General features: G+C 44.0%; 14 protein-coding genes. 1 reads left to right on the top strand and 13 read right to left on the bottom strand.

The window, feature by feature from the left end:
• Positions 1-27: 27 nt before the first annotated feature.
• The 13 genes from ftsA to mraZ are packed head-to-tail and all read right to left on the bottom strand — an operon-like array spanning position 28 to position 13,783.
• Positions 28-1,251, bottom strand: a complete 1,224-nt coding sequence (gene ftsA / locus FET73_RS10235) for a cell division protein FtsA (RefSeq protein ID WP_154223838.1) — start codon at positions 1,249-1,251, stop codon at positions 28-30.
• Positions 1,244-1,987 (bottom strand): cell division protein FtsQ/DivIB, encoded by a 744-nt coding sequence (locus tag FET73_RS10240; RefSeq protein WP_154223839.1) that lies wholly within the window; start codon positions 1,985-1,987, stop codon positions 1,244-1,246. The genes ftsA and FET73_RS10240 overlap by 8 nt, the downstream gene beginning before the upstream one ends.
• On the bottom strand, positions 1,980-2,891 hold the full coding sequence (locus FET73_RS10245; RefSeq protein WP_154223840.1) for a D-alanine--D-alanine ligase family protein: 912 nt from the start codon (positions 2,889-2,891) through the stop codon (positions 1,980-1,982). Before FET73_RS10245 ends, FET73_RS10240 begins: the two co-directional genes overlap by 8 nt.
• Positions 2,884-4,311, bottom strand: a complete 1,428-nt coding sequence (gene murC, locus FET73_RS10250; RefSeq protein WP_154223841.1) for a UDP-N-acetylmuramate--L-alanine ligase — start codon at positions 4,309-4,311, stop codon at positions 2,884-2,886. The genes FET73_RS10245 and murC overlap by 8 nt, the downstream gene beginning before the upstream one ends.
• Complete coding sequence (gene murG / locus FET73_RS10255) at positions 4,308-5,363, bottom strand: undecaprenyldiphospho-muramoylpentapeptide beta-N-acetylglucosaminyltransferase (RefSeq protein WP_154223842.1); 1,056 nt, start codon at positions 5,361-5,363, stop codon at positions 4,308-4,310. The genes murC and murG overlap by 4 nt, the downstream gene beginning before the upstream one ends.
• Positions 5,360-6,550 carry a putative lipid II flippase FtsW gene (gene ftsW, locus FET73_RS10260; RefSeq protein WP_154223843.1) on the bottom strand — a complete coding sequence of 397 codons (1,191 nt, stop codon included), beginning with the start codon at positions 6,548-6,550 and terminating at the stop codon, positions 5,360-5,362. Before ftsW ends, murG begins: the two co-directional genes overlap by 4 nt.
• Before the next feature lie 13 nt (positions 6,551-6,563).
• On the bottom strand, positions 6,564-7,646 hold the full coding sequence (mraY, locus tag FET73_RS10265; protein WP_154223844.1) for a phospho-N-acetylmuramoyl-pentapeptide-transferase: 1,083 nt from the start codon (positions 7,644-7,646) through the stop codon (positions 6,564-6,566).
• Positions 7,643-8,983: a UDP-N-acetylmuramoyl-tripeptide--D-alanyl-D-alanine ligase gene (locus tag FET73_RS10270; RefSeq protein ID WP_154223845.1), complete on the bottom strand. Its 1,341-nt coding sequence runs from the start codon at positions 8,981-8,983 to the stop codon at positions 7,643-7,645. Before FET73_RS10270 ends, mraY begins: the two co-directional genes overlap by 4 nt.
• Positions 8,980-10,449 (bottom strand): UDP-N-acetylmuramoyl-L-alanyl-D-glutamate--2,6-diaminopimelate ligase, encoded by a 1,470-nt coding sequence (locus FET73_RS10275; RefSeq protein ID WP_179952219.1) that lies wholly within the window; start codon positions 10,447-10,449, stop codon positions 8,980-8,982. Before FET73_RS10275 ends, FET73_RS10270 begins: the two co-directional genes overlap by 4 nt.
• Entirely contained in the window at positions 10,442-12,148 is a 1,707-nt protein-coding gene (locus tag FET73_RS10280) for a peptidoglycan D,D-transpeptidase FtsI family protein (RefSeq protein WP_154223847.1), read from the bottom strand. The genes FET73_RS10275 and FET73_RS10280 overlap by 8 nt, the downstream gene beginning before the upstream one ends.
• Positions 12,145-12,411: a cell division protein FtsL gene (ftsL, locus tag FET73_RS10285; RefSeq protein ID WP_154223848.1), complete on the bottom strand. Its 267-nt coding sequence runs from the start codon at positions 12,409-12,411 to the stop codon at positions 12,145-12,147. Before ftsL ends, FET73_RS10280 begins: the two co-directional genes overlap by 4 nt.
• Entirely contained in the window at positions 12,411-13,334 is a 924-nt protein-coding gene (gene rsmH / locus FET73_RS10290; protein WP_154223849.1) for a 16S rRNA (cytosine(1402)-N(4))-methyltransferase RsmH, read from the bottom strand. The genes ftsL and rsmH overlap by 1 nt, the downstream gene beginning before the upstream one ends.
• The gene (mraZ, locus tag FET73_RS10295; protein WP_179952220.1) at positions 13,334-13,783 is read right to left on the bottom strand and encodes a division/cell wall cluster transcriptional repressor MraZ; all 450 of its coding nucleotides are present in this window, start codon (positions 13,781-13,783) and stop codon (positions 13,334-13,336) included. Before mraZ ends, rsmH begins: the two co-directional genes overlap by 1 nt.
• Before the next feature lie 234 nt (positions 13,784-14,017).
• Between mraZ and FET73_RS10300 the strand changes: the two genes are divergently transcribed.
• Positions 14,018-14,977, top strand: a complete 960-nt coding sequence (locus FET73_RS10300; protein ID WP_179952221.1) for a peptidylprolyl isomerase — start codon at positions 14,018-14,020, stop codon at positions 14,975-14,977.
• Positions 14,978-15,027 lie beyond the last annotated feature (50 nt).

A 15,027-nucleotide genomic window follows, 5' to 3' on the forward strand; every position in this document is an offset into this window, starting at 1 on the left:
CTCCTCTGTTTTTATTAATCCCCTCGATTAATAATCACCTAAAAACCATTTTTTAAATTTTACGAACCATGTATCTGATTCTGTTATGTTGTCGGCGACGTCATCTTGACTGCCACCGTATTGCAATAAACCCACACCAGTCGCATGTACGGGATTATTGACAACCTCTTTCAAGCCTGTCACATCGACAGACACGCCCAAGCGCACTGGCACATGGAATATTTCTTCAGCCAGTTCAACCGCACCTTCCATGCGAGCTGCACCGCCTGTTAACACGATACCGGCTGCAATCAAATCTATGTAGCCGCTTCGTTGTAAATCAGCTTGCACTAAGCTAAACAATTCTTCATACCTTGGCTCTACCACTTCAGCCAATGTCTGCCTGGCCAGTCGTCTGGGTTGACGTTCACCTACTGATGGTACCGAAATGGTCTCATCTGGCGAAGCCAGTTGACGCAAGGCACAGGCATATTTCAATTTAATTTCTTCTGCATGCTGTGTTGGTGTCCTCATAGACACGGCTATGTCATTGGTGACTTGATCCCCAGCAATGGGTATCGCGCTGACGTGTCTGATCGCACCTTGTGTAAAGACTGCAATGTCTGTTGTACCTGCACCAATATCCACCATACAAACACCCAACTCTTTTTCATCTTCTGTTAATACAGACGTAGATGATGCCAGTTGCTCTACAATCATTTGATCCACAGACAGACCACATCTGGCCACGCACTTAGTGATGTTTTGTGCAGCTGACTCAGACCCTGTGATTAGATGCACTCTTGCTTCTAGCCTAACTCCAGACATACCAATTGGGTGTCTGATGCCATCTTGGCCGTCAATCACATATTCTTGTGGCAGCACATGTAACACTTTTTGGTCATTGGGAATCGCCACAGCTTTTGCTGCATCCAAGACCTTATCTACATCCTGTCGTGTGACCTCACGGTCTTTGATGGCTACTATGCCATTTGAATTGATGCTTCTGATGTGACTCCCTGCAATGCCAACAAACACAGATTGAATTTCACAACCGGCCATCAACTCAGCCTCTTCAATGGCACGTTTGATTGATTGCACTGTTGATTCAATATCAACAACCACACCACGCTTCAATCCCCTAGAAGGTGAAGAACCAATACCCACCACCTCTATTGATCCGTCAACATGACGCTCACCAACAATAGCAACTACTTTAGACGTTCCTATATCTAATCCCACTTGCAAACTGGTTTCGTTTCTTTTAGCCATGATTAAACAACTCTCCCTCTTCTACTTTTCGCTCCATCATTTCTTCCTGCTCACGCCAAAGCACCACATAACCATTGCTGTACCTCAGGTCAACACGTTCTGGTAACTTAACCGACTGGGCCAATAATGCATCCCATGTTTCTGCCAGTCTTAAAATTCTGGCCTCATGTTGCTCAGTTCCTAACACCAACACCAATCCATTGCGCAACACCAGCTTCCAATCTCCTCGAGCATTCACATGAGCCTCTCCTATTTCATGACCCACTGGCTGTAACAGTTGATTGAATCGATTAAAGTCAGCCCACACATCTGCTGCATGTTCATCTTTACCAAACAATCGTGGTAATGCATGTGATTGAACACCTTTGTCGACAAAAAACACATTCCCCAACTGGTTAAGCAAGCCTTCATCATTCCACACTGCGACAGCTTGGTGTTCTTTGACTGTCACATTCAAGGTATCTGGCCATTGCTTCACGACATGTGCACTTCTTACCCAAGCCATTGACTCTATGTTTTTCTTAACTTGCTCCGCATCTAACCTAAAAAAAGACCGTTCTGGTGTTTTAGCAATGGTTAACCTCAGCTGCTCCGGTGTCATTCGTTCATAACTGGCAGCTACCGACAAATGTTTAATCTTCCACCTGTCTGACTCAATTAAACCACCCATCATTGCAACCACCAATAACAGCATCAACAAAACCATAATGATCATCAATTGCAGTGTTTTACTCATCACAACCTCCAACAAATGCACTGTTAAGTATCTTTGCTACCAACGTCGTAAAATCCCAACCATGAACCGCCGCTGCTTTCGGCAGCAATGATGTTTTAGTCATACCCGGCGTGGTATTCGCTTCCAAAAACCACCGCCTACCTTGATCATCCACGATAAAATCTACACGGCCCCACCCCGACAAACTTAAGGCATTAAAGACTTTGATGGCATCTTGCTGTAGGGCTTTTTGCCATGCTCGGTCAAAGTTAGGTGGACAATGGTATTGTGTGTTCTTGCTTTCGTATTTAGCCTGATAGTCGTAGAGTTCACCATCTGGAACAATACTCACTACTGGCAACACTTCACCACCCACAATACCTACGGTACATTCAACACCCTCAATATAGTCTTCAATCAAAATCAACTTTGACAGCCGCAACGATTCTTCTACTGCCGCTAACAGTTCTGCACTGTTATTGGCCTTAAACAATCCCACACTAGAACCTTCGCCCGCTGGCTTAACAATCCAAGGCCCATCAGTAGTCATTGCCAAATCATTCACATCACTGATGCATTGGGCATTGGGCGTGCTCACACCTTCTGCTGCAACCAACACTTTTGACTTGTCTTTATACCAACTCAAAGCACCAGCCAAATGGTCACAACCCGTATAGGCATAACCCTCTTGATTCAACCATGCTGCCAATTGACCGTCTTCACCATCGGCACCATGCAGCAAGTTAAAAACCACATCAACTTTTTCATGCAGTGCTTTCAATACCGCGATATCATCCACAGGAAATACGACATGGCCCAGCGTTTCAAGCGCCTGTTGAACAGCGGCCCCTGAATTCAAAGACACTTCACGTTCAGCTGTATGACCGCCCCGCATTAACGCCACATTCAAAGTCTTATCAGTCATTACCTACTCCCTGATGATTGACAATCTCTTGAATGACAGCCCCAATACTGCCAGCTCCTACCATCAAAACCACGTCACCTTGCTTAACCAAAGCCTTCAATGCTTGAGGCAATTCATCCACCTGACTGACATACACCGGCTCTAACTTTCCACGATGACGTACTGTTTTGCATAGATCAATCGCCGTTGCGCCAGAAATGGCTGCCTCTCCCGCCGCATACACTTCTGAGACTAACAGTTCATCCACCTGATTCAATACATCTGCAAAATCATCATATAAGTCTCTTGTTCTGCTGTACCTGTGTGGCTGAAAAGCAAGCACCAATCTACTGTCAGGCCAACCCGCTCGACATGCCGCTACGGCGGCCGCTATTTCAGTCGGGTGGTGCGCATAGTCATCTACCAAGGTAAATGTAGCCTCTTTGTTTTTCATGTCTGGATACAAATTAAACCTTCTACCGACACCATTAAAACCTGCCAAAGCCGTTTTCATGTCGCTTTGATTCACGTCCAGTTCAATGCCTATGGCAATCGCAGCCAACGCATTCAATACATTATGCTTTCCGGGTAAATTAAGACTCACATCAGACATAAATGCTTGTCCATTCACTGTGACATCAAAATACATGTGCTGCTTTTCTTGTCTGATGTTAATGCCTTGGATTTCTGCCTCATCTGATAATCCATAGGTAATACAATGACGCGTTAAATGCTTACTGATTTCAGTTACATTGGCATCATCTACACACAGCACAGCCACACCATAAAATGGCACCCGATTCAAAAACCTTTCAAAAGACCGCTTCAAAACATCAATGTTATTATCGAAAGTGGCCATGTGGTCTTCATCTATATTCGTAACCACAGCCATCACCGGCTGTAACAACTGAAATGAACCATCCGACTCATCTGCTTCAGCAACCAGGTACTCACTGGCTCCTAAGCCAGCGTTAGTTCCTGCAGCATTCAATAAACCGCCTATAACAAATGTCGGATCCAAACCTGCTTCACCCAAAATACTGGCCAATAAACTTGTTGTGGTGGTTTTGCCATGGGTTCCAGCTACAGCAATACCAATTTTGAACCGCATCAGTTCTGCCAACATTTCCGCCCTGTTCATGACAGGAATTTTTGCGACCCTGGCCGCCTTTAATTCCTCATTGTCATCTTTGATGGCTGAAGAATAAACAACCACATCCACATCTTCAACCCAAGCCGCATCATGCTTGTGGTGGACCTGTATTCCCATGTCTTTTAACCTGGTTGTGACTTTGTTATCACCGATGTCGGAGCCAGAAACCGTAAAATCTAAATTATGTAAAACTTCAGCAATACCAGACATACCAGAACCACCCACACCTATTAAATGAATGTGCTTAATTCGACTTGCTAATTTGTGTCCAGCTGACAGGTAATTCATTTCAATAACTCCACACAACGCGCAGCTATGTCATTTGCCACATGTGTTTTATTCAAGCCTTGTAGCGATTCACGCATCGCTGCTTGCTTTGCACTGCTTAACAACGCTTCCACTTTGGTTTCCAGAACTGCTTGTCCCTCACTCTCTTGCCACAGCAATGCGGCACCGTTCTTTACTAAACTCATCGCATTGTGTGTCTGATGGTCGTCCACAGCCGACGGATAAGGAACATATACAGCAGGTATCCCAGCCATAGTAATTTCTGCGATTGTCAGCGCACCAGCTCGGCAAATACACACGTCAGCCCATTCATAAGCGCTGGCCATGTTATTGATAAATTCTTTTATCTCCACACTTAAGTTGCCATATGCTTCTTTGGTCGCTTTCAACTTATTCCTTCCACACTGATGTAAAACTTCAATTTCTTTATCAGTGATCAAATGTTTTAAAACATTTGGGATCACTTGATTTAAACTTTGTGCTCCTAAAGAACCTCCCAACACCAGAACACGCAGCGGTGTATGTCTGTGTTTTACTTGTTGTCCCAAAGCTTCTATTTGTGCTCGGACTGGATTACCAACCCATACGCTGTTATTCAAACCATTCAAGTCAAATCCGGTCAACACCAAATCCGCATGTTTTGACAAATGTTTATTGGTCATGCCAAAAACAGAATTTTGTTCATGGACAGCCAGCTTAGTTGAGCACAATCGCGTAGCAAACCCTCCAGGTGCAGCAACAAAGCCTCCCATACTGATAGCCAAATCGACCTGATTTTTCTTAAAGAAACGCCTCGCTTGCCAAATGCCTTTGGTTAACTTAAATGGTAAAACCAGAAGTCCTTTGATGCCCTTACCTCGCAATGCCTTCATAGAAATTAAAGTTAAAGGCACGCCTTCCTGTCTGACGATACGCTCTTCCATTCCTCCTTTGGAGCCCAACCACAACACCCGGTGACCTTGTTTCATCAATGCTTTAGCAACCGCAACACCAGGGAAAATGTGTCCTCCTGTACCGCCAGCCATGATGGCAATGGTTTTTTTATCACTCATGCCTTTACCTCACTTTTTTGGGGTGAAGTTGCATTACTGTGAAAATGCATGCGTTTATTTTCAAATGAAACGCGGAATACCACAGCCATAGCAATGATATTCATCATGATTGCTGAACCACCTGATGATATGAACGGTAACGTCAATCCTTTTGTTGGTAATATCCCTAAATTTACCCCCATACTCAAAACCGCTTGCAATGCTATCCAAACGGCCACTCCTGTGCACAAAAAACCGCCAAAGTCATTACCATTTTCAAAGGCTTCTTTAGACACCTTAAACATCCTAAAAACCAAAAGTAAAAACAGACAAACCAATAACAAAACGCCGACAAAGCCCATCTCTTCTGCATACACTGCAAATATAAAGTCTGTATGCGCCTCTGGTAAATAAAACAATTTTTGAATACTGGCACCAATTCCTACCCCACCAAACTCTCCTCGTCCTACTGCTATCAAAGCTTGTACCAATTGAAAACCATCTCCAAACGGGTCTTGCCATGGGTCTTGAAAATTAGTCAAGCGTTTTACACGATAAGGTTCTGCCCAAGCAATTACTGCCATCCCTGTTGATGCCAACAATCCCAAAACACCAACATCTCGATACCTGGCCCCAGCTATATAAATCATCACAAAAGTGATAATAAGTAACAATGCAGCTGAACCAAAATCAGGTTGCAACAACAATAAAAAAGCCATAAATGCCACACCCAACAATGGCTTTAAAACACCCAACATAGACTGTTGAATAGATTTAAAGTGATGCACCACATAACTCGCCAATGCTGCAATCAATGCCAATTTCACAGCTTCAACCACCTGAAATCTTGAGACACCTAAATTCAACCACCGTTGTGCGCCATTCACAGTCACTCCAATCCCTGGAACCAACACCAATATCAAGGCCACTACCGCTAAAATCAACATAGGCCGGCTGAGCCTGTCCATCCACTGTGAAGGTATATGCATCACCATGTATGACAGCATCAATCCCACACCAATGAATAAGATATGACGTTTCAAATAATAAAAGGCATCACCTGTATTTTTTTCAGCAACAGCAACCGAAGATGAAGCCACCATCACAGTGCCTACCACCAACAAACACACAAAAGCAAAAGCCAGCCAACCATCGACACCTACGGTTTGCCAGCTTAATTCTTTCAACTTTTGCTTTTTAGTTGCCATAATTTATTTTTATTTACCTGATCTTCAGACTGGCCAAACCAATCAAAACCAAAATAATCGAAATGATCCAAAACCTCACTATCACTTTCGGCTCAGCCCAACCTTTTAATTCAAAATGGTGGTGAATGGGCGCCATTCTAAAGATCCGTTTGCCTGTCAATTTGAAGGATGCCACCTGCAAAATCACCGAAACAGTTTCCATTACAAACACACCACCCATGATAAAAAATATAAATTCTTGTCTGGTTATAAATGCCACCAACCCCAAAGCCGCCCCTAAAGCCAAAGCACCTACATCACCCATAAACACTTGTGCTGGATATGTGTTGAACCACAAAAAGCCCAATCCGGCACCCGCCATGGCTGCACAGAAAACCGCCATTTCTCCTGCACCCGGAATAAAAGGGATCAACAAATAGTCAGAAAAGCCGGCATGTCCTGCCACATAAGCAAATATACCCAAAGCTGACCCCACTAACACGGTTGGCATGATGGCCAAACCATCCAATCCGTCCGTAAGGTTCACTGCATTACTTGAACCGACTATGACAAAATAGCCCAAAGGAATAGCCAACCAACCCAAATTCCAGTTGAAATCACTGAATACAGGAAGCACCAATTGAGTCGTGATGCTGTCATGACCGTAATAATATAAATACAACACAGCTGTTAAACCGAAAACAGATTGCAGCAAATACTTCCAGCGTCCTGCCAATCCAGCTGAATCTTTAAGTATTAATTTCCTGTAATCATCGATCCAGCCAACCAAGCCAAAGCCAAACAACACATAAAGGCATAACCACACATAATGGTTATCTAAATCACTCCATAACAAAGTAGCCATGATGATGACCGCTAAAATCATCGCCCCGCCCATGGTAGGCGTGCCTTGCTTACTCAAATGAGATTCAGGACCGAAGCTACGAACCTGTTGACCAATTTGTTTTATTTGTAATTTTCTGATGAACCACGGCCCTAAAACCAATGACAAAAACAACGCGGTCAGCGCAGCCATAATGGCCCTAAATGTCTGATAGCCAAACAAGTTCAACCAAGAAAACTGACCCTCTAATAATTCAGCCAACCATAAAATCATAACCTTACCTCTTGTTGAACCAATGCATCAACCACACGCTCTAATTGCATGCTGCGCGACCCTTTTACTAAAACAGTACCACCCACCAGATACTCTGATTTCAATGCTTCAATAACTGCATCAACATCATTGAATGCTTCGCATTTTGTTTTTCTCTGACTACAGACTGCACCAGCATACTTACCTACAGCAAGCACTGTATCGATACCTTTTGTGTCAGCATACAATCCAATTTCTTCGTGCATTTGAACTGCGAACTCACCTAATTCTGCCATGTCGCCCATAACCAAAACTGATGGTGACTTCATCACTTGTAAGACGTCAATAGCTGCCTTGGCAGATGCTAAATTTGCATTGTAACTGTCATCAATAATCAGGGTGTTATTGATGCTGCCTGCACATTCCATTCGGCCTTTTTCAGGTATAAATGATGCTAACCCCGCCACCATGTCATGCTCTTCAATCGCCAAACTCACAGCAACAGCTACAGCCGCTGCTGCATTCATTTGGTTGTGTCGCCCTAATACAGGCAAGTCAATTGTTATGACGTGCTCACCCGGTAACATGATTTGTGTTGTCCCTGTGGCTTCCAATAACCGCACATCCGATGATTCGCTGCCACCAAAAGTCAATTGTTGTGAAGATACAGACATTTGCCACATTTTCTTGAAAACATCATCTCCATTGATAATGGCCACACCATTATCAGCCAACGCTTCATATATCTCACCTTTACCAATGGCAATATTTTCTATGGAACCAAAACGTCCCACATGGGCATTTGACACGTTATTAACCAGCGCCACATCAGGCTTAACCAGTTCCGTTAAATGAGCAATGTCACCAATCTGTGCAGCGCCCATTTCAATCACAGCAAAATCGTCTTCGGGGCTCAGTTGCAGCAAACTCAACGGCACACCTATTTCATTGTTCCAATTACCGGGCGTAGCAAAACACCTGTGACTTTGAGACAATATGGCATGCAGCATATTTTTGACCGTGGTTTTACCATTAGAACCTGTGACAGCCACCACCCTCACATCACATTGACGCAACCATGCTTTTGCCAATGCTTCCAATGCTTCTAAAGTGTTTTCACAAATCAACTGTGGCACATCCACTTCTACCGCGTCTGATACCATCACAGCCGCGGCACCTCGAGCCACTGCTTGTTGACAAAAACTTTCACCATTAAAATGTTCACCTTTTAAAGCAACAAATAACTGGCCTTTTTCTACAGTTCTTGAATCAGTACTGACACCATGGATACGCACTTCTTTACCCACCATGCTGCCACCAACAACAGCACAAATTTGATGTAAATTCATCTTAATCATGCGGCCACCTCATACATTGCTTTGATGGTTTCAATGTCGTTGTACGGACTCCTGACGCCTTCAATTTCTTGGTAATCTTCATGTCCTTTTCCAGCCACCAAAATCACATCTCCAGTTTGACTCAAGTGCTTGGCATGTTTAAGCGCCTGACTTCTGAGGTGAACGACTTCATGCTGCTCCTTCATTCCTGCCAACACACCTTCAACTATTGCTTTTGGCGACTCATACCTCGGGTTGTCATCTGTGATGATGACCACATCTGACGCTTGCTCAGCTGCTTGGCCCATCAAGGCACGCTTTCCTTTGTCCCTATCTCCACCACAGCCAAACACACAAAATAAACGCCCTGAAACATGACTCCTTAACGAGCTAAGTACCGAAGACAAAGCATCAGGTGTGTGTGCATAATCCACAACCCAAGTGGCCTGATCACCAACGTTTAAATCAACAACATCCATTCGTCCAGGTACTGCTTCCAACTGATTCAATACAGTCGCTATATCATTCATAGAAACAGTCATTGCATGTAAACTTGCCGCAACCAATAACAGGTTTTCAACGTTAAAACGCCCCATCAATCTAGAATCAACATGAATTGTTCCTTCACCAAAAGACATATCAAATCTCAAACCACACTCATTTGATATGATATTTCCCGCCTTCCAGTCAGCATCTGCACTGATACCATAGGTGATGATTTCGCTGCTATTGACACCCTGACTCAGCCACTCCTGTCCACATGAATCGTCCTTATTAATAATCGCCTGCTCACTGCAAAAATGGTCAAATAACTGGTATTTTGCTTTTGCATAATTGACCATGGTTTCATGGTAATCTAAATGGTCACGACTTAAATTTGTGAACAATGCCTGTTCAACATATACACCTTCTATTCGCCCTTGATCCAAAGCATGAGAAGACACTTCAATACAAACATGTGTCATCCCTTGTAATAAGAAACCTGCCAGCAACCTATGAACATCTACAACTGAAGGGGTTGTGTTCTTCAATGTGTCCAATTCACCTTTGGTGCCTACACCTAAGGTACCAATATAGCCCGCTTTCTGACCGTGACTTTCACCCAGGTGGTTCAATGCATGCATTAAAAACCATGCAACCGAAGTCTTTCCATTGGTCCCAGTAACCGCCAACACTTTCAACTTTTCACTTGGTTGGTTATAAAAGTAATGAGACAAATCGCCAAGCAACTCACCCAATCGCTCAATAAATATGATTGGCACATCCGCATCGACATCCACTTTTTTATCTGTCAACACTGCTGCTGCACCTTGTTCAATGGCTGCAGAAATATATGTAGACCCATGACCTAACTGGCCCTTAACAGCCAGGAACACATCACCCTTATTAACGGCCCTGCTGTCAATCCGTAAATCCTTTACTGGAATATCAGCCACTTCAATTTGCGCTCCACAGGCCGAGATGACATCTGACAACAACTTACTCATTATCTGCCTCCACGCCATCTTCCATTGCAAGCTCTACCTTGTCACCTGGAACATTCAAAAATCGCAAGCCGGCTTTCATGATTTCAGCAAACACAGGTGCTGCCACTTGGCCGCCATAATATTCTTCACCCTTGGGATTAGTCACACTGACAGCCACCACAAGCTCAGGATTAGATGCCGGCGCAAAACCAACAAATGACGCTATATAATTATCTGAGTAACCCCCTTTTTCAGCAATTTTTGCTGTGCCTGTTTTACCTGCCACAGAATAATTTGGGATACTTGCCCTGTGGTTTGAATTGTCGGCCACCACATGACGTAACATATCTACCATTTGCGAAGCCACTTTCGGGTCCATCACAGCTTTATCTTCATTAACACTGCCTTTGATTAAGCTGGGTGCTCTGTACCGACCTTGGTTTGCAAATACCGCATAAGCGCTTGCCAATTGCAAGGTTGTCACTGACAAGTTATAACCTCGTGAAATTGCAGCATGATCAGAAGTTCTCCAGCGCTCATGGTGTGGCAAATAACCTGCTGACTCACCAACAAATCCCACTCCTGTTTTTTGGCCAAAACCAAACCGCTGATAAACATCCCATAAATGCTCTTTTCCTAGGCCAAGAACCAATTTGGCCATGCCAACATTACTTGACTTGACCAACATATCGACCAAATTTAGTTCACCATAGTCACGAAAATCATGAATCGTATAACCATCTAACTCGAACACGCCTGGGGCAGTGTCAATAATGGAATCTGCTGTGTATTGTCCACTTTCAAGTGCCGCCACAACAGCAAAAGGCTTAATCACAGAACCTGGTTCATAAATGTCTGTGACTGCACGATTCCTCAATCCTTCTGTATTTGATTTGTCGCCATTGGGGTTCAATGAAGGTCTATTTACCATAGCCAGCACTTCACCTGTTTTTACGTTCATGGCGACTGCCGATCCTGAATCCGCCTGATGTATAGCAACTGCTTTTTTGAGTTCGTAATAGGCTGCGTTTTGTAGCCGCTTATCGATACTTAAATGCAAGTCTTTACCAGGAATAGCAGCCTGAATTTCATCCACATCTATGTCTGAAACCACCTGTCCCAACAAATCCTTAACCACCGTTTTTTTTCCAGAAATACCCGTTAACCATTGGTCATAGGTTTGCTCCAAACCCTCCTGACCCTGGTCATCTATATTGGTAAAACCCACCACATTACCAAACACCTCTCCAGTCGGGTAAAATCGTTTAAACTCTGTTCTGAATGAAACTCCATCCACATCCAAAGCGCGTACTGAATCGGCCACCGCTGGTGTGATTCTGCGCTTCACATACAAAAAATACTTGTCTTTATGAGATGTGATGATTTGTTTTAATTTATCAGCATTCAAATCTAAAACTTCTGCCAGCTGATCTACCTTACTGAACTGGTTCAACAGTTTTGCTGGATTTATACCCACAGATTCCATGGGCGAACTCAAAGCCAAAGGCTCTTCATTTCTATCGTAAATGGCACCACGTGACACAGGAATTTCTACTTCTCTGACATGCCTTTTATCGGCTTGGTTTTGATAAAAATCGCTGCTTTGAACTTGCATAGAAAAAGCGCGAACCACCACCACAAAAAAGAAACACAGCAAAAAAGCCATCACTATGGCTATTCTTAAACTGACATTTACTTGTGGCTTTTGTGATTTTCTCATCGCTTAATAACCATAACCTGTTCATTTTCTGGCAATTTCATGGCCAGTTCCTTTTTTGCAACCGCCGCCACCCTAAAACTGGCTGACTTGGATGCTTTTTCAATTTGCAATCGGCCCCACTCTGTTTTCAATTGCAACTTCTCATCTTCTAACTGCTGCAAAGCTGCAAACACTTTCCTTGTTTCATTTTGGGTGTATACATAAGACACCATGACCGCTATTAACGTAACCAACAAACCCAAAGGCAGCAGCAATTTAAACATCACAACTTCTCCGCCACACGCATGATGGCACTGCGAGCCCTGATGTTTTCATCTACATCCTGAGCTTTTACTGGCTTGTGCACAATCTTCAACAAAGCAGGTCGCAGGTTGTCCGGTAGCACAGGCATGCGGCGGTCCATAGATTCAGCTTTTGCCATGTCTCTAAAATAACGCTTCACAATGCGGTCTTCTAATGAATGAAAACTGATCACAACAAAGCGACCGCCTTGCTTTAAAATAGACAAGGCATTGGGCAACACCCTTTCGATTTGACCTAACTCATCATTGATATGAATCCTTACCGCTTGAAAAACGCGTGTGGCAGGGTGCTTTTTTTCTTTCGGGTGTGGCTTATTGACTGTTTTGACCACCTCCACTAAATCCGCAGTGTGAACCAATGGACTTTCTTCTCTGTGTTCAACAATGGCCCTTGCGATACGACCGGCATTTTTTTCTTCCCCATAACGCCAAAAGACACGCTTCATTTCATCGGCATCAGCGCGGTTTAACCATTCAGCTGCAGAATCTCCTGCTTGGTTGTTCATGCGCATATCCAAAGGACCGTCTTTTTGGAAGCTAAACCCTCGACTGGCATCATCAATTTGAGGTGATGACACACCAAAATCAAACAACACGCCATCAAACTGTTCGCCTTGGTCTAACAAATCTTTGACTACCGACTCAAAATCACCGGCCAAAACATAAACCCTTGAATCTTCCTCTGCCAACGCATGAGCAAAGGCCAAAGCCTCCGGGTCACAATCAACCACGTATAGCTTGCCATCTTCGGACAGCGCATCGAGTATAAAACGACTGTGTCCACCCCGTCCAAATGTACCATCCAAATACAAACCCGATGGATTGATTGCCAACGCAGTCACCGCCTGTTCAAGCAAAACCGATTGATGCAAGTCTTGAAACATCACAACACCAACTGTTTCATCGCATCAGACACCTCACCATTCATGGCCGGTACCTGATGACGCTGTTTCATCAAAGCGTCTTCGTTCCAAATCTCAAATTTACTGCCCAAGCCCAACATCACTACACGCTTCTCCATTGAAGCCACTTGACGCAATGTGATGGGTAACAAAACCCGAGAGCCTTTATCAGGAGACAAATGGTAAGCCGAACCCACCAATCGACGCTGTAAATTGCGGTGCATGGGGTCAAATGTACTTAAAGCCATCACAGCATTTCGCACCTGCTCCCATTCCGCTTCGGGATAAAGCCAAAGTGAATCATTTTCATAGGCGTTATAGGTCAGCACCAGTTTATTTTGGCAAGCCTCAGCTATTGGCTCGCGATACATCGATGGTATCGCCAACCGGCCTTTGACATCCAAATTAAGGGCTACCTCCCCGTAAAACACTACTTTACTCCACTAATTACACACAATTTCCCACATTATTGCACTTTATGACCAAAACCACCCTAAGTCAAGAAGCAAATTTAAAAAAACGTGTAATATCAACAACTTAACGAATATTTTACTTTAACAAACACTTCTAAGATATTGATTTAAAAAGTGAAAACCCTTAAATACAGGTAAATTGCACACAAGCCAGCTGATACAATAACCCACACACCTTAAATGAGCCCCAAAATGAAACAGTGCCTACTTCTATTGATCCTACTGACAGTCAGCGCATGCCAACACACAACGAGCCTAAACAAGAAAGGCAGGCCCACACTTAACAGCTCAGAAATCCTTGACCAATCACTGTCCTCGGATTGGCGACAACCCGACCCAGAAAATACCTTATACATCACACTGAAGTCTGGTATTGTGGTTTTAGAACTGGCCACAAACCACGCACCCAATCACACCAAGAACACCAAAGCATTGGTGAGGTCAGGCTTGTTCGACAACACCCGCTTTTACCGCGTCATCGACGGCTTCGTTGCCCAAGGCGGCCCAGAAACCGTACCCACATCTTTTCAATCTGAACGCTTTCAATCTGAACGTTTTCAATCTGAACGTTTTCAATCTGAAAACGGCAACCTGAGTATTGACCCAGAATTCAGCATCACATTCGATGAACCACTGCCAATCACACAAGTAAAAGACAATGACGGTTACGCACCAAAGGTGGGATTTTACAAGGGATTTGCCGTTGGTCAATCCAAAGACCAAAAGGAAAACTGGCTGCTTCATTGTTATGGCGCACTCGGCATGGGGCGCGCCAATGAAATCGACTCAGGCGGCACCGAATTGTATGTAGTTATTGGCCATGCACAGCGTTATTTAGATAAAAACGTCACCGTATTTGGACGTGTCATTTATGGCATGGAACATTTACAAGCCTTGAAAAGAAGCACCAGCTTAAATGGCCCAGTTGATGTCGAAGACCACAACCCAATCATAAAAATACAAGTCGCCAGCGACATGAATCCAAACGACCTGATCCCGTTGGAAATCCTCAAAACCGACTCCCAATCGTTCAAAGACTACATCCAAGCCCGAAAAAACCGCCAAGAACCCTGGTTTATCGACAGCAAAAACCACATTGATGTTTGTGCCATACAAGTACCGATCAGATTGAAAAACCAAGGAACACCCTAAACCTCCATACAAAAGAGGCCATCAAGGCCAGAAGTAACAAAGTGCTCAAA

It is taken from the genome of Marinicella rhabdoformis (genome assembly GCF_009671245.1).
GTDB lineage: Bacteria > Pseudomonadota > Gammaproteobacteria > Xanthomonadales > Marinicellaceae > Marinicella > Marinicella rhabdoformis.

Bases quoted from the DNA above. Each gene is read 5' to 3' on its own strand.
- ftsA (WP_154223838.1), bottom strand. From the start codon at position 1,251: ATGGCTAAAAGAAACGAAACCAGTTTGCAAGTGGGATTAGATATAGGA.
- FET73_RS10240 (WP_154223839.1), bottom strand. From the start codon at position 1,987: ATGAGTAAAACACTGCAATTGATGATCATTATGGTTTTGTTGATGCTG.
- FET73_RS10245 (WP_154223840.1), bottom strand. From the start codon at position 2,891: ATGACTGATAAGACTTTGAATGTGGCGTTAATGCGGGGCGGTCATACA.
- murC (WP_154223841.1), bottom strand. From the start codon at position 4,311: ATGAATTACCTGTCAGCTGGACACAAATTAGCAAGTCGAATTAAGCAC.
- murG (WP_154223842.1), bottom strand. From the start codon at position 5,363: ATGAGTGATAAAAAAACCATTGCCATCATGGCTGGCGGTACAGGAGGA.
- ftsW (WP_154223843.1), bottom strand. From the start codon at position 6,550: ATGGCAACTAAAAAGCAAAAGTTGAAAGAATTAAGCTGGCAAACCGTA.
- mraY (WP_154223844.1), bottom strand. From the start codon at position 7,646: ATGATTTTATGGTTGGCTGAATTATTAGAGGGTCAGTTTTCTTGGTTG.
- FET73_RS10270 (WP_154223845.1), bottom strand. From the start codon at position 8,983: ATGATTAAGATGAATTTACATCAAATTTGTGCTGTTGTTGGTGGCAGC.
- FET73_RS10275 (WP_179952219.1), bottom strand. From the start codon at position 10,449: ATGAGTAAGTTGTTGTCAGATGTCATCTCGGCCTGTGGAGCGCAAATT.
- FET73_RS10280 (WP_154223847.1), bottom strand. From the start codon at position 12,148: ATGAGAAAATCACAAAAGCCACAAGTAAATGTCAGTTTAAGAATAGCC.
- ftsL (WP_154223848.1), bottom strand. From the start codon at position 12,411: ATGTTTAAATTGCTGCTGCCTTTGGGTTTGTTGGTTACGTTAATAGCG.
- rsmH (WP_154223849.1), bottom strand. From the start codon at position 13,334: ATGTTTCAAGACTTGCATCAATCGGTTTTGCTTGAACAGGCGGTGACT.
- FET73_RS10300 (WP_179952221.1), top strand. From the start codon at position 14,018: ATGAAACAGTGCCTACTTCTATTGATCCTACTGACAGTCAGCGCATGC.